The sequence below is a fragment of the Pseudomonas sp. FP818 genome (assembly GCF_030687335.1).
GTDB lineage: Bacteria > Pseudomonadota > Gammaproteobacteria > Pseudomonadales > Pseudomonadaceae > Aquipseudomonas > Aquipseudomonas shahriarae.
Window position 1 is genome coordinate 5,877,301 of sequence record NZ_CP117427.1, and the last position, 20,816, is coordinate 5,898,116.

Here is a 20,816-nt window from a genome sequence, read left to right on the forward strand (position 1 = left end):
ACGCAAAAGCCCGAAACATTATGCCGCTAGCCACTGCCTCTACACCTGTGCAACATGGCGCGCGTGCAATCCACAAATGGGAATTCCCTTTATGAAACGTTTTCTTAGCATCGCCATGGCGTTGTGCATCGGCCTGACGATGAGCCTCGACGCCAACGCCAAACGCTTCGGTGGCGGTAAAAGCTCCGGCGCAGCGCCGAGCCACCAGACCAGCCAAATGGCCCCAGCCGCTGGCGGCATGGGCGGAGCGGCTGCCACCGCAGGTGCAGCCGGTGCCGCAGGCGCTGCTGCCAAGGCCGGCGGTGCTTCGCGCTGGTTGGGCCCTCTGGCCGGTATCGCTGCCGGTGGCCTGCTCGCTTCCATGTTCATGGGCGGCGGCTTCCAGGGCATGCAGATCTTCGACATCCTGATCATGGCCGTCATCGCCTTTGTGATCTTCCGCTTTATCGCCGCCCGTCGCCGCAAGCAGCAGGAGCACCTGGCTCCAGCCGGCGCGCCGATGCAGCGTGAAGTGTTCGAGCAAAAGCCTGCCATGGGTTCGATCTTCGGCGGCTCGGCGGCACCGGCTGCTGCCGCCCGTCCGGTGATCAATGCGCCAGCCTGGTTCAACGAAGAGCGTTTCGTCGAAGCGGCCCGCAACCACTTCCAGTCCCTGCAGCAACACTGGGACGCCAACGAAATGGACAAGATCGCCGAGTTCGTGACCCCGCAACTGCTGGAGTTCCTCAAGCGCGAACGTGCCGAGTTGGGCGACGCTTTCCAGTCGACCTATATCGACGACCTGCGCGTACAACTGGAAGGTGTGGATGACCGCGCCGACAAGACCATCGCCACCCTGACCTTCAGCGGTGTGTCGAAGACCTCGCGCTTCGACCAGGGCGAAGTGTTCAGCGAAAGCTGGAACATGGAACGTCCACAGGGCGAAAACCAGCCTTGGCTGGTAGCCGGTATCCGCCAGAACGGCTGATCCGCAAAGGCCTACAGCCTGCTGTAACGAACACCCCGGTTTTGTGCAGTGCTTTAAGAAGCCTGCACAGCCGGGGTGTTTTTTTGCCTGTGGAAAAGTCGGCATGCTGCGTATTGCCCAGCCGCAGGGCCTGGCTAGAGGCGGTGCCCAGTCTGACGGGGCAAGTACAAAAATCGTCAGCAATGTCGACTGGCTTTATTCCTACGATAAAAACAGCATCAGCCTAAAGCTGGAAAAGCAGTTTTAACCAATAACCCCGGGTTTTCTATTTCGCGGTTGCACTTATAGCGAGCTACTGTATAAAACGCCCCTATAAACCGCGCCATTTAGCATGAGGATCCCGGCCGTGGAAGAAGTTATCGAACAATTGCGTGAAGCCAACGAACCGGTACCGGTTCCTCTGGAACTGCCCGACGAAGACCAGTTGGTGGAAGTCGAAGAACAGCTGTTTATCAACATCCCGTTTGTGTTCAAGGAATTCCTGCTGACCGTCAGCGATGTGGTGTATGGCAGCCTGGAACCGGTGACCATCACCGACCCCCAGTCCCACACTTACCTGCCGGAAGTCGCCGCCAATGCCTGGGATATCGGCGTGCCTCGCGAACTGATCCCGATTTGCCAGGATGGCGACGACTACTACTGCGTCGAAGAAGACGGCACGGTGGTCTTGTGGTCCGGCGAAGAAGAACTGGTAACCGAAGAGTCATGGGAATCGGTGTGGCACTGGGCGCGGGACGTGTGGCTGGAAAGCTGAGCCAAAACCAGTGACAAGGGGGCGGTGTGCAAAGCCCCCTCGCCACATACGCTCAATGCTCCGGCGTGTCCTTGTGATTATCCAGGGTTTCCAGCAAGGCCACTTGCATGCGCGTATGGATGCGGATGAACCAGCGCCAGAGCACGGCAGCCACTGCGGCCGTCACCACCGCAATCAATACCAGCAACTTGTTGGTCGGCAAAATACTGGCCGACAAGGCCGCCAATAGCAGGAAGATCACCAGCAGCGAGAGAATCGGGATCAGTTCGGCAATCACCCGCCGTACACGTTGGGTATGGCGCCCAGCCATTTCCGGCTTCACGCTCATTTCCGCCAGCAGCATCGACAGCGCCTTGAGCTTGCGATATGCGGCAATCAGAAACGGCAGCGACAGTAGCAACGCACCACCCCAGATCAATGCCTTCTGCCAGCTCGGATCACTGATCCAGCCTTCCAGATACCCTCCAATGCGCGCGGCGAAGAAGCTGCCGGTAAAGAAGATCGCCACCACCAGCGCCAGGTTTACCCCTACCTGCAAGATGATCTTGCGGATCATCGACGCCAGCATCGCGCCTTCGCCCTGGGGCGAAATGCTGCGCAGCCATTCGCCATACATGCCAAACACCCGGCTCAGACGCTGTGGCATCACAGCCGCGATCTTCAAGGACAATGGGTCGGCGCCACGAATAAGGTATGGCGTGAGCAACGTAGTGATGGCGGAAACGGCCACCGCCACCGGGTAGAGAAAGTCGCTGGTGACCTGCAAGGTCATCCCCAGCGCCGCAATGATGAAAGAAAATTCGCCGATCTGTGACAGGCCCATGCCCACCCGCAACGAGGTGCGGCCGTCATTACCGGCGATAAACGCGCCAAGGCCACAGGACAGCATCTTGCCCAGCACCACGGCCACAGTAATCACCGCAATCGGCCACGCATATTGCAGCAGGATCTGCGGGTCGATCATCAAGCCAATGGCAACGAAGAAGATGGCACTGAACATGTCGCGAACCGGCTCGATCAGGCGTTCTATTTTCAGCAATTGCCGGGACTCGGCCATGATCGCACCGATCAGGAAGGCGCCCAGCACCATGCTGTACTCCAGCTTGACCACCAGCAGGCAGAAGCCAAAACACAGGCCCAGGACGGTGATCAGCAGCATCTCGTTGCTTTCAAACTTGGCCACGTAGGCCAGCAGGCGTGGCACCAGCAAAATGCCAATCACCAGGGCCACGATCATGAACAGTGAGAGCTTGCCGACCGTGGAAAATACCTCGCCGGAGCTGACCGTGCCGCTGACGGCGATGCTCGATAACAAGGCGATGATGCCGATGCCCAGGATGTCCTCGACGATCAGCACGCCAAAGATCAGTTGGGCAAAGCGCTGGTTTTTCATCTTCAGGTCGTTGAGCGCCTTGACGATGATGGTGGTCGAGGAAATCGCCAGGATCGCACCGAGGAACAGTGAATCCATGGTGTTCCAGTCGAACCATTGGCCAATTTCATAGCCAATCCAGATCATCAGGATGATTTCCAGGAAGGCCGCGATAAACGCCGTGGCGCCGACCTTGAACAGCTTGCGTAGGCTGAACTCCAGGCCCAGGCAGAACATCAGGAAAATCACCCCCAGCTCGGCCAGGGTCTTGATGGTGTCTTCGTCGTGGATCAGGCCGAAAGGCGGGGTGTGCGGGCCGATGATAAAGCCGGCGACGATGTACCCCAGGACGACCGGCTGCTTGAAGCGATGGAACAGGATGGTCACCACCCCTGCCACGAGCATGATCACGGCCAAGTCCTGGATAAAACTGATGGCGTGCATGGCGAGGGGCTCCTTGAGGGTACTGGCACTGTCCCGAATTCCAGGCAGCCGCCACAACGGCGCGCAATATGCGGAAGGAAAAGTCTGCCTTATTCGTAAGAAATGCCCTTGAAATGGGCTTTTCAAGGGTAACACCGCGACTTGCGGCAGAAAGCCGGTGCAATATATGGAAACAGATCGCCCTGGGCGTGACGGCAAGCCCCGTCCCGGCGTCCCGTTAGGGATGGCGCTGTAATGATTCGAGCATCCGCAGAGGTGCCCCCCCCAACCAATGCCTACAACCGTGAGTGTGCTATGGAACCCGGAAACGCCCAGCTGTCGATGACGGTATTGATGACCCCTGACATGGCCAATTTCTCAGGCAATGTCCACGGCGGTACCCTGCTCAAGTACCTCGACGAAGTGGCCTACGCCTGCGCCAGCCGTTATGCCGGCCGCTATGTCGTCACACTGTCGGTGGACCAGGTGATTTTTCGTGAGCCGATCCATGTGGGCGAACTGGTGACATTTCTGGCTTCGGTCAACTACACCGGCAACACGTCGATGGAAGTGGGGATCAAGGTGGTCACCGAGAACATCCGCGAGCGCTCGGTGCGCCATACCAACAGTTGCTTCTTCACCATGGTTGCCGTCGACGACGCCCGTAAACCGGCCGCCGTGCCAGCGTTGCAGCCACAGAACAGTGAAGACAAGCGCCGGTTTATCCAGGGCAAACAGCGCCGGCAGATTCGCCAGGAGCTGGAGAAGCGCTACCAGGAAATCAAAGCCGACGCGCTGTAAAACACAATCCCCCTGTAGGGGCTGGCTTGCCAGTTCCTACAGGGGGATTTTGGGTGTTACAGACTGATCGGCGTGGCTTCAAAGCGCACGCGCGGATGGGCGATGCGGTCCTGGGCCCGTACCAATTCCAACTCGTAACTGGCGCATGCCTGGGTTTCCAGCAGCACTTCATGCACAGCCGACGCCGTGAACTCGAACGCGGCCAGCAGGCTGTCGCCCAGCAGCACCCGCGCCAGGAACAGGCCCGATGTCAGGTCGCCCACCCCCACCGGCTGGCGCGCAAATGCCAGCAGCGGCCGGCGCAGGTGCCAGCTGCCTTCGGCCGTCACCAGCAGCATTTCGAAACCGTCCGCCAGCTTGCCCGGGTAGTCCAGGTGCTTGACCAGCACCGCTTTGGGCCCACGCGCCAGCAGGGCGCGCGCCATGCCCAGGCAATCGAACAGCGACTGCGGTTTACGCCCGCAAAAGCTGTCCAGCTCCAGTTGGTTGGGGCACAGGAAGTCGGCCATGGCCACCGCTTCGTCCAGCAAAAAATCACTGACTTCCTGGGGTACGATGCAGCCTTTTTCCGGATGGCCCATCACTGGGTCGCACAGGTACAGGGCCCTGGGGTTGATCGCCTTGATCCGCGCCACACCGCTCAGGATCGCCCGCCCCTGGGCGGCGCTGCCCAGGTAGCCGGACAGCACCGCATCGCAGTTGCCCAGTTCGCCAATCGCCGCAATCCCCTCCACCAGCGCCGGAATTTGCTGCGGCGCCAACACTTCTCCCGCCCAGTGGCCATACTGGGTATGGTTGGAGAACTGCACGGTGTTGAGCGGCCAGACATTCACCCCCACTCGCTGCATGGGAAATACGGCGGCGCTGTTGCCGGCATGGCCGAAGACCACATGGGACTGGATCGCAAGCAGATGAGGTGTGCGTTTCATGCAGGAAACTTCCGTAAAACCGTTGAATTCTGGCCGCGCAGTATGCGACTAAAAGCATCCTGTACGACAGACCGGAGACACAGTTAAGCTGGCCTTACTTTGTTGGAGCAAATCGCATGCTGACCCTGGGAAATATCTTTGTGCTGATGCTAGTGGCGGCGGCTGCCGCCTGGGTGTGGCACAACCACGGCTTGCGCGAGCGTGCGCTGGAGAGGGTCAAACAGCATTGCGCCAAGCTCGACATCGAATTGCTCGACGGCGCCGTGGCCTTGAAACGCATCGGCTTCGTCAAGGACGCCAGCGGCCGCCGGCGTTTGGCGCGGGTCTACAACTTTGAGTTCACCGTGACCGGTGAGGCCCGCCACCCTGGCACCATCACCCAGTTTGGGGCCCACAGTGCGCAGATCGAACTGGCGCCCTACCCGTTTGAAATAAAGACCCCGCCGCCCAGCGCCGAAGTGATTGAACTGAGCCAGTGGCGTCAGGAGCACGGCAAGAGCCGTCACTGACGGCAAGCGGCCAGGGCCTTTTGCAGTCCTGCCACGTCCTGCTTTTCGCTGAAGATCAGCTCAATGCGTGAGTCCCGGCGCCATTCACTGGGCTGCCAGGTGAGCATGGTGTTATCCACAGCGTTGGCCGAGACCCAACCATCGGCGCTGTGGATAACCAATTTGGCACGGCGCCAGTCCAGGCCCTGCAACCATTGCCGCAGCAACGCGGGATCGAACTGCTGGCTCGGGTGCCAGCGCCAACCGATGCTCCAGCCGCCTTCCTGCGCCTGGTGCAGGCAAATCGGCACGCACGGATCGCTCCAGATTGCCGGGATTTGCGTTAACCCCTTGGGCACTTCAACGTTATCCACAGGCGCTCCGGCCTGTGCGCCGAACCCTGGCAGGCGGACCAATGGCAGTTGCGCCTGTCGAGTCCAGTAAACCTCGCAGGCTGGTAATGTGTTTTCGATAACGCTGCGTTGCGCGGCATCCAGCCCTTCTTCCTTGTTCAGCACCAGCAACCCGGCACTGGCCAATGCCTCGCGTTGCGCGTCGGGCAACGGTCTGCCTGCCGCCAGTGCCTGGGCATCCAGGACCAGCACACAAGGCTGGACGGCCAGCACGGTTTGCCAGGGCGCCTGGCGCAACTGCGCCAGCAATTGCGCCGGGTGCCCCAACCCTGAGGGTTCGATAAACAGGCGGTCCGGCTTGGCCTTACGCAACAGGCGGCCTAGCCCTACCTGGAACGGAGCACCATTCACACAGCACAAACAGCCACCGGCCACTTCGCCGATGGCAATACCGTCGTCATCCAGGCTCAGCAGCGCAGCATCCAGGCCAATCTGCCCGAACTCATTGATCAACACCGCCCAACGCTCATTGGCCGGGCGCTGGGTGAACAGGTGCTTGATCAAGCTGGTCTTGCCAGCCCCCAAGGGGCCGGCAATCACATGCGTGGGAATATTCTGCAGCATCGTGGACATTATTCAGGCCGTGTAGAGACGATTGATCCTACCCGGTTATGCCAGCCAATCCAGCGTCAGAATCAGCCGTCGTTCATTGGCGGCCAGCGCCGGCGAACGATGAATCAAGCCGTAGCCTTCATTGCCACGCCACTTTTCGCCTTTGAGCAGGGCGACTTCACCGCAGTGGATTTGTTCGATGCGCTCGGTGGGCTCCGCGTCCGCCTGACTCAACTGACGTCGGTCCATCACCCCTTCGCGCAACCATTGGCTGCCGATACCGGCATAGGTGGTGATCAAGCGCACGGGCACATGATCGACGTGAAAACGCGGGCACATGGCCTTATCCAGCAGCCTTAACCGCACGCCAATACGCTTGGCGCCCAGCAGGCAGGCAAAGGCGCTGACCAGCCATGCCACATCGGCGATAAACCCGTCGTAGCCTTCAAGGTCACGACAACCTGCGGCCAAGCCCTGCAAGTTGGGCTCAGCATCTTCACTGTCCAACTCAACCACCAGCGATTCTGCCAGCGGCTCGTTCAGCGAGACCAGCAACGCACCAAACTCGGCGATATGCAGCGGCAACTGGCGCTGCCACAGCGCCAGGTTCACCCCGTTATCGAGGATATCGGCGAGCGCCAACGGGGTTTCACCACGGGTCTGGCGAATCAACGGGCGCAGTTGAATCACAGGGGCCAACATCAGGCGGCTGCCTCCTCATACCAAGGGCCAAAAGGATCGACCAGCAGGCGCCAACCTTCGACGCCCTGGGCCATTTCATCGTCGGTCAGCAGGCACGCGTCCAACTCCGCGCGCAGGCGCACGAAGTCGATGTTCTGCCCGATAAACACCAGTTCCTGGCGGCAATCGCCGGTGCTCGGTTGCCAGTTCTCCATGATCGCCGCGACGCTTTGCTGGTCCTCGGGCCATTGGCTCTTGGGCACAAAGCGCCACCAGCGACCAGCAAAACCATGGCGCATCAAGCCACCGGCCTGGGACCAACTGCCGGCGTCGCGATGTTTGCTGGCCAGCCAGAAAAATCCCTTGGAGCGCAGCAGCCTGCCGTTGACCCACGGGCGGTCGATAAAGTCGAAAAAGCGCTGGGGATGGAAGGGCCGGCGCGCCCGATAGGCCGTGGAGGCGATGCCATATTCTTCAGTCTCCGGCACATGTTCGCCGCGCAGTTCCTGCAGCCAGCCCGGCGCCTGGGCCGCGCGCTCGAAGTCAAAACGCCCGGTATTGAGGATCTCGGCCAGCGGCACTTCGCCCATGACCATGGGAATGATGCGCGCCTGGGCATTCAGGCGTTCAAGGATGGCCACCAGTTCTTCACGTTCGTGGCTGCTGATCAGGTCGATCTTGCTGATAAGGATGACGTCGGCAAACTCGATCTGCTCGATCAACAGGTCGGTGATGGAACGTTCATCGTCCTCACCCAGGGTTTCGCCCCGTGACGCCAGGCTTTCGGCGGCCTGGTAGTCGAGCAGGAAGTTCATGCCGTCGACCACGGTGACCATGGTGTCCAGACGCGCAATGTCGGCCAGGCTCTGACCGTTTTCATCGCGAAAAGTGAAGGTTTCTGCCACGGGCAGCGGTTCGGAAATGCCAGTGGATTCGATTAGCAGGTAATCGAACCGACCCTCCCTGGCGAGCTTTCCGACCTCAACGAGCAAGTCTTCGCGCAAAGTGCAGCAGATGCAGCCGTTGCTCATTTCCACCAGTTTTTCTTCGGCGCGATTGAGGCTGACGTCGCGCTGTACCGCAGCGCCATCAATGTTGATTTCGCTCATATCGTTGACGATCACCGCCACTCGCAGATTTTCGCGGTTGCGCAGGACGTAATTGAGCAGCGTGCTTTTACCGGCGCCGAGAAAGCCGGACAGCACGGTTACGGGTAGACGGTCGGTCATCGGGTGTTCCTCATCAGGTTGGCCGGTCAAATCGCCCGTTGATGGCGTTCGCGCAGCTCTTCACGTTCTTTGGCTTCAATACACAGGGTGGCCGTGGGCCGCAGCAACAGGCGCTTGAGGCCAATCGGCTCGCCTGTCTCACGGCACCAGCCGTACTCACCACGGGCGAGGTGCTCAAGGGCCTCGTCGATCTTGTCCAGCAGCTTCTTTTCCCGCTCCAGCAGACGCAGTTGCCATTGGCGCTGTTCTTCGGCGCTGCCGACATCGGCGGGATCGCTATGGGGTTCCTGCTCGCGCAGCACGATGAACTCGGCTTCGATGCGCGCTTGCAGGTCATAGCGCTGAGCCAACAACAGCTCGCGGAAAAAGGCCTGCTGGGCCTCATTCATATAATCAGCAGGTGGTTGAGCGAGCAGGTCTTGTTCAGTCATCAGGTCGGTTCACGGGTCAGGCTGTATTTTGATGTTATAGTATAACAATACAAATAAGCTAATCCCCTCTTGCCCGTCACGACGAAGGGCACAATCCTTGAACGCCTCCAGGCCCCGAGAAACGCGATGAAATCCCTGTTATGCGGTGTGTTGCTGCTGGTAGCGACCCAGGCCGGCGCCCAAGTAGCCAGCCCCCTGGCCACATGCACCCGCAGCGCCACCCTGCTGGCCTGTGTCGATGCCCAGGGCAATGCCTACAGTGTCGCGACCGCAGGCAACACCACGTATTTGCGCGGATTCGAGGTGATCGGCAAGCGTTACTGGGCGCAGACCAATAGCCGCTACGGCCAATTGACGTTCTTTACCGGTCTGGCCTCAGACGGTGAGGCGTGGGTCGGCTACACACGGCGTGTGGGCTGGACCACGATCAACCGGTTCTCCAGTTCCGGAGGCTCCAGCGCCAAGTTCACCTGCAGCCGTATCAGCGGGTGCTAGAGCGGTCGTAGAAAAATCATCGTCGATCTAATTGTTATACTATAACATGTCAGATTATCTCCAACGATGGACCTGCTCATGAATGCGCTGACTCTGCCCGATATCGCCGCGCAGGCTTCTCGCCAAGCCTTGCCCCTCGACTGGGTGGGTATGTGCGGCATTGCTCTTCCCATCCTGATCGACGGCCAACGTTTGAGTGCCAAGGCCGATGCCGGCGTGAGCCTGGATGACGGCGAGGCGCGGGGAATTCATATGTCGCGCCTGTACCTGGCGTTGGAAATGCTCGAGCAACAAGACCTGCAACCGGCGCTGCTGCGTCAGGTGTTGCAGCGATTTCTCGATAGCCATGAAGGGTTATCGAGCAGCGCCTACCTGCGGATTCACACCGATTTGCTGCTCAAACGCCCGGCGTTGGTCAGCCCGCTATCGGGCTGGAAGACTTACCCGGTGACCATCGAAGCGCGTCTGGAAAAACAGATGTTCCACGTGGAACTAAAAATTGACGTGACCTACTCTTCCACCTGCCCATGCTCTGCGGCCCTCGCCAGGCAGTTGATTCAACAGCAATTTGTTGATCACTTCGGCAACAAGTCGTTGCAACACGAAGATGTACTGGCCTGGCTTGGCAGCGCCAATGGCATCGTCGCCACGCCCCATAGCCAACGCAGCAGTGCGCTGTTGCAGGTCCATCTGCAACCCGACGTCCAAGTCTTGCCCCTGACAGCCTTGATCGACCAGGCCGAAGCAGCCCTCGGCACCGCCGTGCAAACCGCTGTAAAGCGCGCTGATGAACAGGCGTTCGCCCTCGCCAACGGCCAGAACCTGATGTTTTGCGAAGACGCCGCGCGCCGCTTGAACCTGGCACTGAAACGCTCGGATGCGGTGCAAGCCATTCAACTCAAAGTCATCCACGCCGAAAGCCTGCACGCCCATGACGCCGTGGCCGAAAGCCATTGGACGAGAGGCGCCTCGGGCACCCCATGAAACTGACGATGCTCGACCTGGAAGCGGCAGCCGTGGGTAGCCGTTTTCCCCTGGCCCCCGTATTGGATGCCCTGCCGTGGAACAGTGACGGCCTGATCGCCGCCATCGCCCAGCAACACGGCAGCGGCGCAGTGTTGATGCTGGCCTGGATGAACCGCCAGGCCCTCGACGAGACCCTCGCCAGCGGCCAGGTCTGCTACTGGTCACGCTCGCGCCAGCAGTTGTGGCGCAAAGGCGAAAGCTCTGGCCACCAGCAGCAGTTGATCGAAGCACGCCTGGATTGCGACGGCGATGCCGTGTTGCTGATCGTCGACCAACAAGGCCCTGCCTGTCACACCGGCCGACCCACCTGTTTTTACAACGCTATCGAAAACGATCAAGTGCACATCATCACCGCGCCTCTCAAGGAACCTACAGCATGATCCGCAAGAACCCTTCCGGCGATCTGCCGGTCATTGCCGAGTCGGCCTACGTCGATAAAACCGCGATCATCTGCGGCAAGGTGATCATCGGCGAGAATGTATTTGTCGGCCCCTATGCGGTGATCCGCGCCGACGAAGTCGATGCCACCGGCGACATGGACCCGATCACCATCGGCGCCAATTCCAATATCCAGGACGGCGTGGTGATCCACTCCAAATCCGGTGCGGCGGTGACTATCGGCGAGTTCAGCTCCATCGCCCATCGCTCGATTGTCCACGGCCCCTGCACTGTCGGCGACCGGGTGTTTATCGGCTTCAACAGTGTGCTGTTCAACTGTGTGGTCGGTGATGGCTGCGTGGTGCGGCATAACTCGGTGGTCGATGGCCGCGACTTGCCCGCCGCGTTCTACGTGCCGTCCACCACGCGCATCGGCCCCAACACCGACCTGTCGCAGTTCCCGCCCGTGAGCGTCAGCGCATCGGAGTTTTCCGAAGACGTGGCGCGTACCAATGTCGACCTGGTGCGCGGCTACAAAGCCCTGCAAAACGAGTTCTAAACATGAGCCGCTTGCTGATCCGCAACGCCCGCCTGGTGAATGAAGGCCAGGAATTCGATGCCGACGTGCTGGTCGCCAACGGCCGTATCGAAAAAATCGCCAGCAGCATCCAGGGGCAAACGGCCGAGATTGAGATTGATGCCCAAGGCCAATGGCTGCTGCCGGGCATGATCGACGACCAGGTACATTTCCGCGAACCTGGCGCGCCGGACAAAGGCAGTTTTTACAGCGAGTCCCGCGCCGCAGTGGCCGGGGGCATTACCAGTTTCATGGATATGCCCAACACCCAGCCCGCGACCTTGACCCTGGAAGCTCTGGCCGACAAAAAGCGCCGCGCCGCACTGCACTCGGTAGCCAATTACGGGTTTCACTTTGGTGTCAGCAACGACAACCTCGACACCGTGGCTGCCCTTGATCCGCGGCAGGTCGCCGGGGTCAAAGTGTTTATGGGCGCCTCCACCGGCAATATGCTGGTGGATGATCCACGCGTCCTGGAGCGTTTATTTGCTGAGGTGCCGACCATTCTCCTCGCCCATTGCGAGCACACGCCGAGCATCCAGGCCAATGAACAACGCTTGCGAAACCGGTTTGGTGAGGCGATCCCCGCCGTCGCCCACCCGCTGATCCGCGACGCCGAAGCCTGCTATCGCTCCTCGTCCCTGGCCGTGGAACTGGCGCGCCGCCACGGCACGCGCTTGCATGTGCTGCACCTGACCAGCGCCCGGGAACTGTCGTTGTTTGAAGATAAACCGCTGGCAGAAAAACGCATCACGGCAGAAGTGTGTGTGCACCACTTACTGTTCGACGACCGCGACTACGCCCGCCTCGGCCACCAGATCAAATGCAACCCGGCGATCAAAACCCGGGCCGACCGCAATGCCCTGCGCCTGGCACTGCTGAGCAATCGCCTGGATGTGATCGGCACCGACCACGCGCCTCATACATGGGAGCAAAAACAGCGGCCGTACCGCGAGGCGCCAGCGGGGTTACCCCTGGTGCAACATGCGCTACCGGCATTGATGGAGTTGGTGGCGGACGGCCTGTTGCCCCTGACCACATTGGTGGCGAAAACCAGTCATCGCGTTGCCGACCTGTTCGCCATTCCCGACCGGGGGTACCTGCGCGAGGGCTACTGGGCCGACCTGGTGCTGATCAAACCCGAGCCCGAAGGCAAACCGGTGAGCAGCCAACCGATCCTCGCCCGCTGCGGCTGGACACCCTTTGCCGAGCGCAGTTTTCGCCATAGCGTCAGCACTACTCTGGTGTCAGGCCATGTGGCCTGGCACCAGGGGCAGGTGATCGACAGTTGCCAGGGGCTGCCCCTGCATTTTCTGCGCTAAACCCCAGGAGCCGTTCAGGCCCGGGGTTTGACCGTGCCACAGTCGTTGCCCAGCCACTGCGCATGGGTGTCGAGGCTGCCGTTCTGCTGCACGCCGGTGGCATTGAAAGTACCGTTGACCGTGGTGGTGAACGCCTTCTGGCTCTGGAACGTGGCCACGCCAGTGCCCTGGGCTTTCGGGCAACTGAAGCGGAATTTCCACTGGTTGCCGGTCTTGTCTGTGACCTCTTGCTTGCAACCCGATTGCGGGTCGGTCAGCGGGATGGAGTCAGAGGCCACCTGGGCCGGGGTCAGGCAGACCTGCACGCCCTTGCCAGCCATGGTGATGCCTTGTTTTTCCAGCATTGCGCGTTGTTCCGGGGTCATCTGTTGCTTCAGTTGACCGAGGATCAACGACAAGTCCGGCAGATTCTGGTTATCGACTTTCATATTGCTGGTGGTCAATTCCCACAAGCCCGGCGCCAACATCTGCGCCTGCGCTGCCACCGGCAGCGTCAAACCAACAACCATGGCCAAACCAAGCAGACGAGCATTCATCGGGTAACTCCTGGGTAATTGTCGGCGTTAGACGTCGTAAAGTGGTCGGCGTTGCATGCTCAATAAAATAGCGACAATCGCCGCCGAACATGGTCTGTTACGCATTGGATTGTCAGGAGTACCGTTGCCCATGGATTTCTTCGGCCCGCACTTGCTTGGCTACTTCATCGCAACCCTGCATTTTCTCGGCTCGCTGGCTGCCCTGCACGCGGTGCTCACCGTGCGTACCGCCCAAGGCTCAATCGCCTGGGCACTGTCGCTGATGTTCATGCCGTACCTGACGCTGATCCCCTACCTGATCTTTGGCCGCAGCAGCTTCGACGCCTATATCCAGGCGCGGCGCCAGGCCAACCAGGAAATGCACAAGGCAATCACTGAGTTGAACTGGCGCCCTTGGGTCGAAGAAGCCCTGGCTGCGCGTAACTCCCTGGCCTACGCCTCCCTGCGCGCCATGCCCAAGCTGGGACGCATGCCGTGTCTGGCGAACAACCAGGTGCGTTTGCTGGTCAATGGCGATGCCACCTTCAGCGCCATCTTCGACGCCATCCGCGCCGCCAAGACTGCCGTGTTGGTGCAGTTCTTCATCATTCATGACGATGAACTGGGGCGCCAACTGCATGCACTGCTCAAGGCCAAAGCCGCCGAAGGTGTAGCCATCTACGTGCTGTATGACCGCATCGGCAGCCACTCCCTGCCCCACCGCTATGTGCAATCGCTGCGCGATGCCGGGGTGCAGATCAAGGCGTTTGCCACCCGCAGCGGCTGGCTCAATCGCTTTCAGGTGAATTTCCGTAACCACCGCAAGATTGTCGTGGTCGATGGCCTGACCGGTTTTGTCGGCGGGCATAACGTCGGCGACGAATACATGGGCAAGAAGCCGCCGCTCGCCCCCTGGCGCGACACCCATGTGCAAGTCAGCGGCCCCGTGGTGGCGTGCCTGCAAGAATCGTTTGCCGAAGACTGGTTCTGGGCCGCGCGCGAACTGCCGCCGCTGATCCTGCCCGATACCTATGCCGATGACGGCGTGCTCTGCCAATTACTGGCCAGCGGTCCGGCGGACCCGTATGAAACCTGTTCGCTGTTTTTCGTCGAAGCCATTCATGCGGCGACTGAGCGTGTGTGGATCACCAGCCCGTATTTCATCCCCGATGAAGCGGTATTTGCCGCGCTGCGCCTGGCGGTGTTGCGTGGCGTGGACGTGCGCTTACTGCTGCCGTCACGCCCCGACCATCGCATTGTGTACGCCGCCTCCAGCCTGTACGCGATTGAAGCGGTGCGCGCCGGGGTCCGGGTGTTCCGCTACAAACCGGGTTTTTTGCATCAGAAAGTGGTGCTGGTAGACCGCGAAATCAGCGCCATCGGCAGTGCGAACCTGGACAACCGCTCGTTCCGCCTCAACTTCGAAGTGATGCTGCTGACCGTCGACGAAGCCTTCGCCAGCGAGGTGGAACACATGCTGTTGGATGACTTCGCCCAGGCCCACGAAACCAGCCAGGAAGAAAGCCAGCAGACCCGCCGCCTGCAGCAACTGGGCATGCGCGTGGCGCGGCTGATTTCCCCTATCTTATAAATTGCGCCGGACAGAATGTGGGAGCTGGCTTGCCAGCTCCCACACTCAGCCATCGGTTGGCTCAGCGGTAGAGATCTTCCCGCGTCCACGGCAACTCATGGCTGCCATCGGCAAGGGGCTTGACCGCCAGGATCTGGTGCAGGTTGATCCACCCACGCGCAAACGCATAGGCGCAACCCGCCAGGTACAGGCGCCAGATGCGCAGTACCTGGGCCGGGACCATTTTTGCCGCCGCCTCCAGGTTGTCTTCCAGGCGTTCGCTCCAGTGGTCGAGGGTGCGTGCGTAATGAAGGCGCAGGCTTTCCACGTCGACCACTTCCAGGCCGACTTCGCTGATTTCGGCGCTGATCATCACCAAGTGCGGCAGCTCACCATTGGGGAACACGTAACGCTCGATAAACTCGCCAGCACCGCGCCCCACCGGGCGGCCATCGGTATGTTTGGCGGTGATGCCGTGGTTGAGCACCAGCCCCCCTTCACGCACGGCGCCGAACAGGGTCTGGCAGTACTGCGCCAGGTTGGCGTGGCCGACGTGCTCGAACATGCCGACGCTGACGACTTTGTCGAACCGCCCGTCCTGGGGCAGGTCGCGGTAGTCGAGCAATTTCAACTCAACCAGGTCTTCCAGGCCCTCAGCGATTACCCGCTCCTTGGCCAGTGCCAATTGTTCCTTGCTCAGGGTGATGCCGAACACCTTGACCCCGAACTCGCGGGCCGCATACCGCGCCAACCCGCCCCAGCCACAACCGACATCCAGCAGGTACTCCCCAGGCTGCAGGCGCAGCTTGCGGCACAGGTGGCGGAATTTGTCTTGTTGGGCTTGGTCGAGGGATTCGCTGCCGGTCTCGAAGTAACCGCAGGAATAGGCCATGTCGCGGTCCAGCCAGAGCTGGTAGAACTCGTTCGACAGGTCATAGTGGTAGGAAATCGCGGCCGCATCCGTAGCCTTGTCGTGAATCGAACGCACCGGGCCGGCGTGCTCGTCCTCCTCGAGCAGGGCGTGGCTCAATTCGTCACACACCCGGATCACATCGCTGATCGAGCCTTCCAGCTCCAGTTTGCCTTCAACGAAAGCAGCGCCCAGGGAATCGAGCGTGGGGTGGGTCAGTTGCGTCACCATCACCGGGTCCTTGACCACGATGGTAACGCTGGGCTCCGGGCCCAGGTTGAATTCATGGCCATCCCAGAGTCGCAGACGCAGCGGTAGCTGAAGATTCTGTAAGGCCGGTGGAAGTTGCGCGAGCATGAGTAGTCCCCCCTTGTTTCAGACGTCCGAAATGAGGGTAGACCATCCACAAAAAGTAGCAGGCTATCGGTTCGATAACGCCCTTTTATGGTGCCCGACGTTGCAGCAAACCGTCCTCAACCCACTGTTTCAACCACGTGACAGCTTGCAGCGGCGCGCCCTCTTGATAAGTGACTGCCAATTCCGCGCACAGTTCTGAAAAACTCCACCCGCTGTCGGCCATCCCGGCCAGGGCGTACGCCTCGGCAGGCTCCAGGCTCCGGTAACGGCACACCTGTTGGTGACGCCAGATCAGGCACACCTCGGCCAGCGGCAACGCCTGGCTACCGGGAAACCCAGCCTGCGCCTTGACCGCACGCCAGATCTGCAGGCTGTTGAAGCGACACAGCACTTGCTGCACCGCCGGCGCCCACTCAACCTGCAATAACGGCCAGGCCTCGGGCGCCAGCCGGGCCATGTCTTCAAGAGTCAGGGGTTGGCCCGCAGGCGCATCAAACGCCAGGGTAAAGGCCCATTCCAGGCGCGCCAGCTCCACCAGGGGGGCGGCTTGTTCGGCGACCAGATGCTCGTCGATAAAGTCTGCAAACCGTTGCCCCAGCCAGCGCAGGCTGAAATGCGTGGATGGATAGCACTGCACATAGGCCGCCACCAGCCCGGCAAACTCGTCGTCCCCCAGCCAATGCCACACCGCAGGGAAATCCCCCTGCATCACTTCCAGCAAACGGGCCCGATAGGCGTTGTGGTAGATCGCCAGGCCGGTGTCGACATCCAGTGTCGGGCCACCGATCAAGGTGCCGGCAAAGCCAGTGTCGTCGGCGTCTGCCAATAAATGCCGTTCAAACGCCAGTTGCCAGTCGGTCAGGCGCATAGCGACCTCCGGGCCAAGGCATCCGCCCCCAACTCACGGGCCTTGCCCAACTCGTCGAGCAGCTCGGCAAACGGCGGGAAATGGTCATCGCGCTCCAGCAACGTCGCCACTGGCCCCAGGTGTTCCAGTGTCTGTTGAAACAGCTGCCACACCGGATCACACACCGGATGGTCATGGGTATCGACCACGTAGTCGCCGTAGTCCATATGCCCGGCCAAATGCAGTTGGCGGATGCTCTGCGGCGGCAGGTTGCGGATAAAGGTCCAGGCGTCGAAGCCATGGTTGCGCGAGCTGACATACACGTTGTTGACGTCCAACAGCAGCTCGCAACCGCTGAGGTGGCTCAAGGCGCTGAGAAATTCCCACTCGGTGAATTCATCGGCCTTGGATCGCACATAGCTGGAGACATTTTCCAATACCAGCGGCCGCTCCAGCACCGCCTGTACCTGCCGCACACGGGTGGCGACGTGGTAGAGACTTTCTTCGGTGTAGGGCAGCGGCAACAAGTCATGCAGTTGATGGGCGTTGCCCCTGCTCCAGCACAGGTGATCGGAGACCCATGCCGGCTTGACCCGGTCGGCCAATTGCTTGAGTTGCTTGAGGTAGTCCCTATCGAGGGCATGGGGGCCGCCAATGGACAGGGACACCCCATGCATCACCAGCGGATAACGCTCGGCGATGGCGTCCAGGTAGTACAGGGCCTTGCCGCCCTGGACCAGATAATTCTCGGAGACGATTTCGAACCAGTCCACCTCCGGCGACTGCTCGATGATGTGTTGATAGTAATGACTGCGTAGCCCCAGGCCGTAGCCCAGGCAAGGAACCGATACCGACATGACGAACTCCTGGAAAGTGTCCGCAGCGACGTGCACACCGCTGCGGGATCACGTATTCGCGGTTACTCGCCGACTTTGCCGCCAGCCGCATCGCAAGCGGCCTTGGTCATTGCCTTGAAGCCATGGCCCTTGCAGACAGCCTGGCCTTTGCAGGCGTTTTCAGCGGTCTTGCAGTCGTTCATGCCTTTGCAGGAGGTCACGCCGTAGCAATGCACGTTTGCCTCATCGGCGGCCTGCGCCTGGGTCGCGACACCGGCAAACATCGTGGCGGCAGCAATGGCCAGGGCAGCACCGGAAACAGCGTTCTTGAAGTTCATTGTGGTATTCCTCATGGGTCTGTAGGGGGTCGGCTGAACGGTTTGTCCAGTCCCGACACAGCACTAGAGTGAGGTGCCGCAGGGGCGTTACAGCGCCGTGAAAATTTTCCTGGTTTCCTGAACCGTTGTAGGAGCCATCACTAGTGCGCACCGCGATTTATCGTCACACTCACAGCAGATTTTTCGTGGGATCACGGACAAGGAAGCGTCACCCTCATGATTTCGATCTATCAGCTCAAACCGCGTTTTCAAAACCTGCTGCGGCCCCTGGTGCAGCGCCTGTATGACAACGGCACCACCGCCAACCAGATCACCGTGCTGGCCGGGATCGTGTCGTTGCTCGTCGGCCTGCTGATCGCGGGGTTCGCCCAGCACGCCTGGGTGTTCGTACTGATCCCGCTGTGGATGATCCTGCGCATGGCCCTCAATGCCATCGACGGCATGCTCGCCCGGGAATTCGGCCAGCAATCACGCCTGGGCGCCTACCTCAATGAACTGTGCGACGTGATCGCCGACAGCGCGCTGATCCTGCCATTTGCCCTGCTCCCCGGGGTCAGCCTGGCGCCGGTGTTGCTGGTGACGCTGCTGGCGGTGTTCAGCGAATACGCCGGCGTACTCGGGCCGATGGTCGGTGCCTCGCGCCGCTACGACGGGCCCATGGGCAAGAGTGATCGGGCGTTTGTCCTTGGCGTACTCGCCACCGGCGTGGCCCTGGGCTGGCTCGGCGCCGGCTGGGTCGACGGGGTGATGTGGCTGGTGGCGGCATTGCTCGCCTACACCCTGGTCAACCGTGTGCGCCAGGGCCTCAAAGAACAATCCGACATCTCTCCGACGGCATAAGGATCTTGCGATGCGCGAACAGCAACAGCACACCTTCAGTACCCATGACGGCGTAGAGCTTTTCTATCGGCATTGGCCCGCGACCAGTGCCACCGGGCCTGAGCCACGCCAGGCGATCCTGCTGTTCCATCGTGGCCACGAGCATTCCGGGCGCATTGCGCACCTGGTGGACGAGTTGGACCTGCCACAGTTCGATTTCTTCGCCTGGGACGCCCGTGGCCATGGCCAGTCCCCCGGCGAGCGTGGCGACAGCCCGAGCTTCGCCACCAGCGCGCGGGACGTGCAGACCTTCTGCGACCATATCGGCGCCACCTATGGCATCGCGCCAGAAAACCTTGCAGTGATCGCCCAGAGCGTAGGCGCAGTGATTGCCGCCACCTGGGTCCACGACTACGCCCCGAGTATCAGGGCCCTGGTGCTCGCCTCCCCGGCGTTCAAGGTCAAGCTCTACGTGCCCTTCGCCCGCCCGGGCCTGGCGCTGATGCGGCGCTTTCGCGGCAATTTTTTCGTCAACAGCTACGTCAAGGCCAAGTTCCTCAGCCATGACCCCGAGCGCGTCGCGTCCTATGACACTGACCCACTGATCACCAAGGCGATCTCGGTAAATGTGCTGTTGGGCCTGTACGAAGCGGCCGACCGCGTGGTCGCCGATGCCCAGGCGATCCAGGTGCCGACCCAACTGCTGATCTCCGGCTCGGACTTTGTGGTGCACCGCAAACCCCAGCAACAGTTCTTCGAGCGGCTTGGCAGCCTGAAAAAGGAACTGCACATCCTGCCCGGCTTTTTCCACGATACCCTCGGCGAACGTGACCGCGCCGTGGCACTGGCCAGCGCCAGGCGTTTTATCCTGCAAAACTTCGCGCACCCGCTGGACCGCGCCAGCCTGCTGGACGCCGACAAGATCGGCGCGACCTGCGCCGAATCCGAATCCCTCGCCGCGCCGCTGCCGCACAACTCCCTGCGCGACCTGTACTGGCGCATGACCCGCGCCAGCATGGGCCTGGGCCGCAAGCTGTCCGAAGGCGTGAAGCTGGGCTTCGACACCGGCTTCGACTCGGGCAGTACCCTGGACTACGTGTACCGCAATACCCCCACCGGCAAGGGCGCGCTGGGGCGGATGATTGATACCAACTACCTGAACTCCATCGGCTGGCGCGGGATTCGCCAGCGCAAACTGCATGTTGAAGAGTTGTTGCGCCTGGCCATGGCCAAGCTGCGCGACGACGGGCGCGAAGTGCGTATCGTCGACATTGCCGCAGGGCATGGTCGGTACATTCTGGAAGCCTTGCAGGGCGTTTCGCCGCTGCCTGAGTCAATCCTGTTGCGCGACTACAGCGATATCAACGTGCGCGACGGTGGCGCGCTGATCCGCGAGAAAGGCCTGGGGGAGATTGCGCAGTTCGTCAAAGGCGATGCCTTTGACCGGGCCGACCTCGCCGCACTGGCGCCCACGCCGACACTGGCAGTGGTGTCCGGGCTGTACGAACTGTTTGCCGATAACGCCATGGTCGGTGGTTCCCTGGCAGGGCTGGCCGAAGCCGTGGAGCCCGGCGGATACCTGGTGTACACCGGCCAACCGTGGCACCCGCAACTGGAACTGATCGCCCGCGCCCTGACCAGCCATCGCCAGGGCCAGGCCTGGGTGATGCGCCGTCGCAGCCAGGCGGAAATGGATCAACTGGTGGAAGCCGCGGGCTTTCGCAAGATCACCCAGCGTGTGGATGAGTGGGGCATCTTCAGCGTGTCGCTGGCGCAGAAGATCTGA

24 protein-coding genes are annotated in these 20,816 nt (G+C 61.0%); 13 read left to right on the top strand and 11 right to left on the bottom strand.

From position 1 onward, the window contains the following. Nucleotides 1-91: 91 nt before the first annotated feature. From PSH80_RS26915 to PSH80_RS26925, 3 genes are all read left to right on the top strand, one after another. Nucleotides 92-967 carry a Tim44 domain-containing protein gene (locus tag PSH80_RS26915; protein WP_029290048.1) on the top strand — a complete coding sequence of 292 codons (876 nt, stop codon included), beginning with the start codon at nucleotides 92-94 and terminating at the stop codon, nucleotides 965-967. A 103-nt stretch (nucleotides 968-1,070) separates the two neighbouring features. Beyond that, a complete protein-coding gene (locus PSH80_RS26920) occupies nucleotides 1,071-1,214 on the top strand; it encodes a hypothetical protein (protein ID WP_164844818.1) in 144 nt (47 codons plus the stop codon). Nucleotides 1,215-1,313: 99 nt separating this feature from the next. After that, nucleotides 1,314-1,721 carry an SMI1/KNR4 family protein gene (locus tag PSH80_RS26925; RefSeq protein WP_029290059.1) on the top strand — a complete coding sequence of 136 codons (408 nt, stop codon included), beginning with the start codon at nucleotides 1,314-1,316 and terminating at the stop codon, nucleotides 1,719-1,721. A 52-nt stretch (nucleotides 1,722-1,773) separates the two neighbouring features. Here the strand turns inward: PSH80_RS26925 and PSH80_RS26930 are convergent, their stop codons facing one another. Next, a complete protein-coding gene (locus tag PSH80_RS26930) occupies nucleotides 1,774-3,537 on the bottom strand; it encodes a cation:proton antiporter (protein ID WP_057961209.1) in 1,764 nt (587 codons plus the stop codon). Nucleotides 3,538-3,831: 294 nt separating this feature from the next. On the opposite strand from PSH80_RS26930, the gene PSH80_RS26935 reads away from it, so the two are divergent. Further along, complete coding sequence (locus PSH80_RS26935) at nucleotides 3,832-4,317, top strand: acyl-CoA thioesterase (RefSeq protein ID WP_057961210.1); 486 nt, start codon at nucleotides 3,832-3,834, stop codon at nucleotides 4,315-4,317. Nucleotides 4,318-4,373: 56 nt separating this feature from the next. On the opposite strand, the gene pdxY is transcribed toward PSH80_RS26935, so the two are convergent. After that, nucleotides 4,374-5,246, bottom strand: a complete 873-nt coding sequence (gene pdxY, locus PSH80_RS26940) for a pyridoxal kinase PdxY (RefSeq protein ID WP_057440574.1) — start codon at nucleotides 5,244-5,246, stop codon at nucleotides 4,374-4,376. Nucleotides 5,247-5,362: 116 nt separating this feature from the next. Here pdxY and PSH80_RS26945 point away from each other — a divergent pair, with 116 nt between their 5' ends. Then, nucleotides 5,363-5,755: a DUF3301 domain-containing protein gene (locus PSH80_RS26945; protein ID WP_057440575.1), complete on the top strand. Its 393-nt coding sequence runs from the start codon at nucleotides 5,363-5,365 to the stop codon at nucleotides 5,753-5,755. Here PSH80_RS26945 and PSH80_RS26950 read toward each other — a convergent pair. Genes PSH80_RS26950 through dksA form a run of 4 tightly spaced genes read right to left on the bottom strand, consistent with a single transcriptional unit; the run spans nucleotide 5,749 to nucleotide 9,040 of the window. Beyond that, on the bottom strand, nucleotides 5,749-6,711 hold the full coding sequence (locus PSH80_RS26950) for a GTP-binding protein (protein ID WP_305420668.1): 963 nt from the start codon (nucleotides 6,709-6,711) through the stop codon (nucleotides 5,749-5,751). The two genes, PSH80_RS26945 and PSH80_RS26950, sit on opposite strands and share 7 nt — an antisense overlap. A gap of 45 nt (nucleotides 6,712-6,756) precedes the next feature. Further along, complete coding sequence (locus tag PSH80_RS26955; RefSeq protein WP_057961213.1) at nucleotides 6,757-7,401, bottom strand: DUF1826 domain-containing protein; 645 nt, start codon at nucleotides 7,399-7,401, stop codon at nucleotides 6,757-6,759. After that, entirely contained in the window at nucleotides 7,401-8,609 is a 1,209-nt protein-coding gene (zigA, locus tag PSH80_RS26960) for a zinc metallochaperone GTPase ZigA (protein WP_057440578.1), read from the bottom strand. The genes PSH80_RS26955 and zigA overlap by 1 nt, the downstream gene beginning before the upstream one ends. 26 nt (nucleotides 8,610-8,635) lie before the next feature. Then, complete coding sequence (dksA, locus tag PSH80_RS26965) at nucleotides 8,636-9,040, bottom strand: RNA polymerase-binding protein DksA (protein ID WP_057961215.1); 405 nt, start codon at nucleotides 9,038-9,040, stop codon at nucleotides 8,636-8,638. 126 nt (nucleotides 9,041-9,166) lie between these two features. Between dksA and PSH80_RS26970 the strand changes: the two genes are divergently transcribed. The 5 genes from PSH80_RS26970 to PSH80_RS26990 all read left to right on the top strand — a co-directional run bounded on the left by PSH80_RS26970 (nucleotide 9,167) and on the right by PSH80_RS26990 (nucleotide 12,838). After that, nucleotides 9,167-9,535, top strand: a complete 369-nt coding sequence (locus PSH80_RS26970) for a hypothetical protein (RefSeq protein ID WP_057440580.1) — start codon at nucleotides 9,167-9,169, stop codon at nucleotides 9,533-9,535. A 78-nt stretch (nucleotides 9,536-9,613) separates the two neighbouring features. Beyond that, the gene (folE2, locus tag PSH80_RS26975; protein ID WP_305418691.1) at nucleotides 9,614-10,519 is read left to right on the top strand and encodes a GTP cyclohydrolase FolE2; all 906 of its coding nucleotides are present in this window, start codon (nucleotides 9,614-9,616) and stop codon (nucleotides 10,517-10,519) included. Beyond that, nucleotides 10,516-10,941 (top strand): phosphoribosyl-AMP cyclohydrolase, encoded by a 426-nt coding sequence (hisI, locus tag PSH80_RS26980; RefSeq protein WP_057961216.1) that lies wholly within the window; start codon nucleotides 10,516-10,518, stop codon nucleotides 10,939-10,941. Before folE2 ends, hisI begins: the two co-directional genes overlap by 4 nt. Continuing rightward, nucleotides 10,938-11,498 carry a DapH/DapD/GlmU-related protein gene (locus PSH80_RS26985; protein ID WP_115129320.1) on the top strand — a complete coding sequence of 187 codons (561 nt, stop codon included), beginning with the start codon at nucleotides 10,938-10,940 and terminating at the stop codon, nucleotides 11,496-11,498. The genes hisI and PSH80_RS26985 overlap by 4 nt, the downstream gene beginning before the upstream one ends. A gap of 2 nt (nucleotides 11,499-11,500) precedes the next feature. Further along, nucleotides 11,501-12,838, top strand: coding sequence for a dihydroorotase (locus PSH80_RS26990; protein WP_115129321.1), 1,338 nt, complete (start codon nucleotides 11,501-11,503; stop codon nucleotides 12,836-12,838). A 14-nt stretch (nucleotides 12,839-12,852) separates the two neighbouring features. Here PSH80_RS26990 and PSH80_RS26995 read toward each other — a convergent pair whose 3' ends face one another. Further along, complete coding sequence (locus PSH80_RS26995) at nucleotides 12,853-13,374, bottom strand: DUF3617 domain-containing protein (protein WP_057961218.1); 522 nt, start codon at nucleotides 13,372-13,374, stop codon at nucleotides 12,853-12,855. 130 nt (nucleotides 13,375-13,504) lie between these two features. Between PSH80_RS26995 and cls the strand changes: the two genes are divergently transcribed. Then, complete coding sequence (cls, locus tag PSH80_RS27000; RefSeq protein ID WP_305420670.1) at nucleotides 13,505-14,944, top strand: cardiolipin synthase; 1,440 nt, start codon at nucleotides 13,505-13,507, stop codon at nucleotides 14,942-14,944. A 61-nt stretch (nucleotides 14,945-15,005) separates the two neighbouring features. On the opposite strand, the gene cfaB is transcribed toward cls, so the two are convergent. The 4 genes from cfaB to PSH80_RS27020 all read right to left on the bottom strand — a co-directional run bounded on the left by cfaB (nucleotide 15,006) and on the right by PSH80_RS27020 (nucleotide 18,211). After that, entirely contained in the window at nucleotides 15,006-16,190 is a 1,185-nt protein-coding gene (gene cfaB / locus PSH80_RS27005; RefSeq protein ID WP_057961220.1) for a C17 cyclopropane fatty acid synthase CfaB, read from the bottom strand. Between the two features lie 85 nt (nucleotides 16,191-16,275). Then, entirely contained in the window at nucleotides 16,276-17,058 is a 783-nt protein-coding gene (locus tag PSH80_RS27010; RefSeq protein WP_305418692.1) for a DNA-binding domain-containing protein, read from the bottom strand. Beyond that, a complete protein-coding gene (locus PSH80_RS27015; RefSeq protein WP_057961222.1) occupies nucleotides 17,049-17,894 on the bottom strand; it encodes a DUF692 domain-containing protein in 846 nt (281 codons plus the stop codon). The genes PSH80_RS27010 and PSH80_RS27015 overlap by 10 nt, the downstream gene beginning before the upstream one ends. 62 nt (nucleotides 17,895-17,956) lie before the next feature. Next, nucleotides 17,957-18,211 carry a hypothetical protein gene (locus tag PSH80_RS27020; RefSeq protein ID WP_057440587.1) on the bottom strand — a complete coding sequence of 85 codons (255 nt, stop codon included), beginning with the start codon at nucleotides 18,209-18,211 and terminating at the stop codon, nucleotides 17,957-17,959. 216 nt (nucleotides 18,212-18,427) lie between these two features. Here PSH80_RS27020 and PSH80_RS27025 point away from each other — a divergent pair, with 216 nt between their 5' ends. Beyond that, nucleotides 18,428-19,051 (top strand): CDP-alcohol phosphatidyltransferase family protein, encoded by a 624-nt coding sequence (locus tag PSH80_RS27025; protein WP_057961223.1) that lies wholly within the window; start codon nucleotides 18,428-18,430, stop codon nucleotides 19,049-19,051. 10 nt (nucleotides 19,052-19,061) lie between these two features. After that, nucleotides 19,062-20,816, top strand: coding sequence for a bifunctional alpha/beta hydrolase/class I SAM-dependent methyltransferase (locus tag PSH80_RS27030; RefSeq protein ID WP_305418693.1), 1,755 nt, complete (start codon nucleotides 19,062-19,064; stop codon nucleotides 20,814-20,816).

Excerpts from the sequence above, each read along its gene's own strand:
- PSH80_RS26915 (WP_029290048.1), top strand. The coding sequence starts at position 92 with ATGAAACGTTTTCTTAGCATCGCCATGGCGTTGTGCATCGGCCTGACG.
- PSH80_RS26920 (WP_164844818.1), top strand. The coding sequence starts at position 1,071 with ATGCTGCGTATTGCCCAGCCGCAGGGCCTGGCTAGAGGCGGTGCCCAG.
- PSH80_RS26930 (WP_057961209.1), bottom strand. The coding sequence starts at position 3,537 with ATGCACGCCATCAGTTTTATCCAGGACTTGGCCGTGATCATGCTCGTG.
- PSH80_RS26935 (WP_057961210.1), top strand. The coding sequence starts at position 3,832 with ATGGAACCCGGAAACGCCCAGCTGTCGATGACGGTATTGATGACCCCT.
- pdxY (WP_057440574.1), bottom strand. The coding sequence starts at position 5,246 with ATGAAACGCACACCTCATCTGCTTGCGATCCAGTCCCATGTGGTCTTC.
- PSH80_RS26945 (WP_057440575.1), top strand. The coding sequence starts at position 5,363 with ATGCTGACCCTGGGAAATATCTTTGTGCTGATGCTAGTGGCGGCGGCT.
- PSH80_RS26950 (WP_305420668.1), bottom strand. The coding sequence starts at position 6,711 with ATGCTGCAGAATATTCCCACGCATGTGATTGCCGGCCCCTTGGGGGCT.
- PSH80_RS26955 (WP_057961213.1), bottom strand. The coding sequence starts at position 7,401 with ATGTTGGCCCCTGTGATTCAACTGCGCCCGTTGATTCGCCAGACCCGT.
- zigA (WP_057440578.1), bottom strand. The coding sequence starts at position 8,609 with ATGACCGACCGTCTACCCGTAACCGTGCTGTCCGGCTTTCTCGGCGCC.
- dksA (WP_057961215.1), bottom strand. The coding sequence starts at position 9,040 with ATGACTGAACAAGACCTGCTCGCTCAACCACCTGCTGATTATATGAAT.
- PSH80_RS26970 (WP_057440580.1), top strand. The coding sequence starts at position 9,167 with ATGAAATCCCTGTTATGCGGTGTGTTGCTGCTGGTAGCGACCCAGGCC.
- folE2 (WP_305418691.1), top strand. The coding sequence starts at position 9,614 with ATGAATGCGCTGACTCTGCCCGATATCGCCGCGCAGGCTTCTCGCCAA.
- hisI (WP_057961216.1), top strand. The coding sequence starts at position 10,516 with ATGAAACTGACGATGCTCGACCTGGAAGCGGCAGCCGTGGGTAGCCGT.
- PSH80_RS26985 (WP_115129320.1), top strand. The coding sequence starts at position 10,938 with ATGATCCGCAAGAACCCTTCCGGCGATCTGCCGGTCATTGCCGAGTCG.
- PSH80_RS26990 (WP_115129321.1), top strand. The coding sequence starts at position 11,501 with ATGAGCCGCTTGCTGATCCGCAACGCCCGCCTGGTGAATGAAGGCCAG.
- PSH80_RS26995 (WP_057961218.1), bottom strand. The coding sequence starts at position 13,374 with ATGAATGCTCGTCTGCTTGGTTTGGCCATGGTTGTTGGTTTGACGCTG.
- cls (WP_305420670.1), top strand. The coding sequence starts at position 13,505 with ATGGATTTCTTCGGCCCGCACTTGCTTGGCTACTTCATCGCAACCCTG.
- cfaB (WP_057961220.1), bottom strand. The coding sequence starts at position 16,190 with ATGCTCGCGCAACTTCCACCGGCCTTACAGAATCTTCAGCTACCGCTG.
- PSH80_RS27010 (WP_305418692.1), bottom strand. The coding sequence starts at position 17,058 with ATGCGCCTGACCGACTGGCAACTGGCGTTTGAACGGCATTTATTGGCA.
- PSH80_RS27015 (WP_057961222.1), bottom strand. The coding sequence starts at position 17,894 with ATGTCGGTATCGGTTCCTTGCCTGGGCTACGGCCTGGGGCTACGCAGT.
- PSH80_RS27020 (WP_057440587.1), bottom strand. The coding sequence starts at position 18,211 with ATGAACTTCAAGAACGCTGTTTCCGGTGCTGCCCTGGCCATTGCTGCC.
- PSH80_RS27025 (WP_057961223.1), top strand. The coding sequence starts at position 18,428 with ATGATTTCGATCTATCAGCTCAAACCGCGTTTTCAAAACCTGCTGCGG.
- PSH80_RS27030 (WP_305418693.1), top strand. The coding sequence starts at position 19,062 with ATGCGCGAACAGCAACAGCACACCTTCAGTACCCATGACGGCGTAGAG.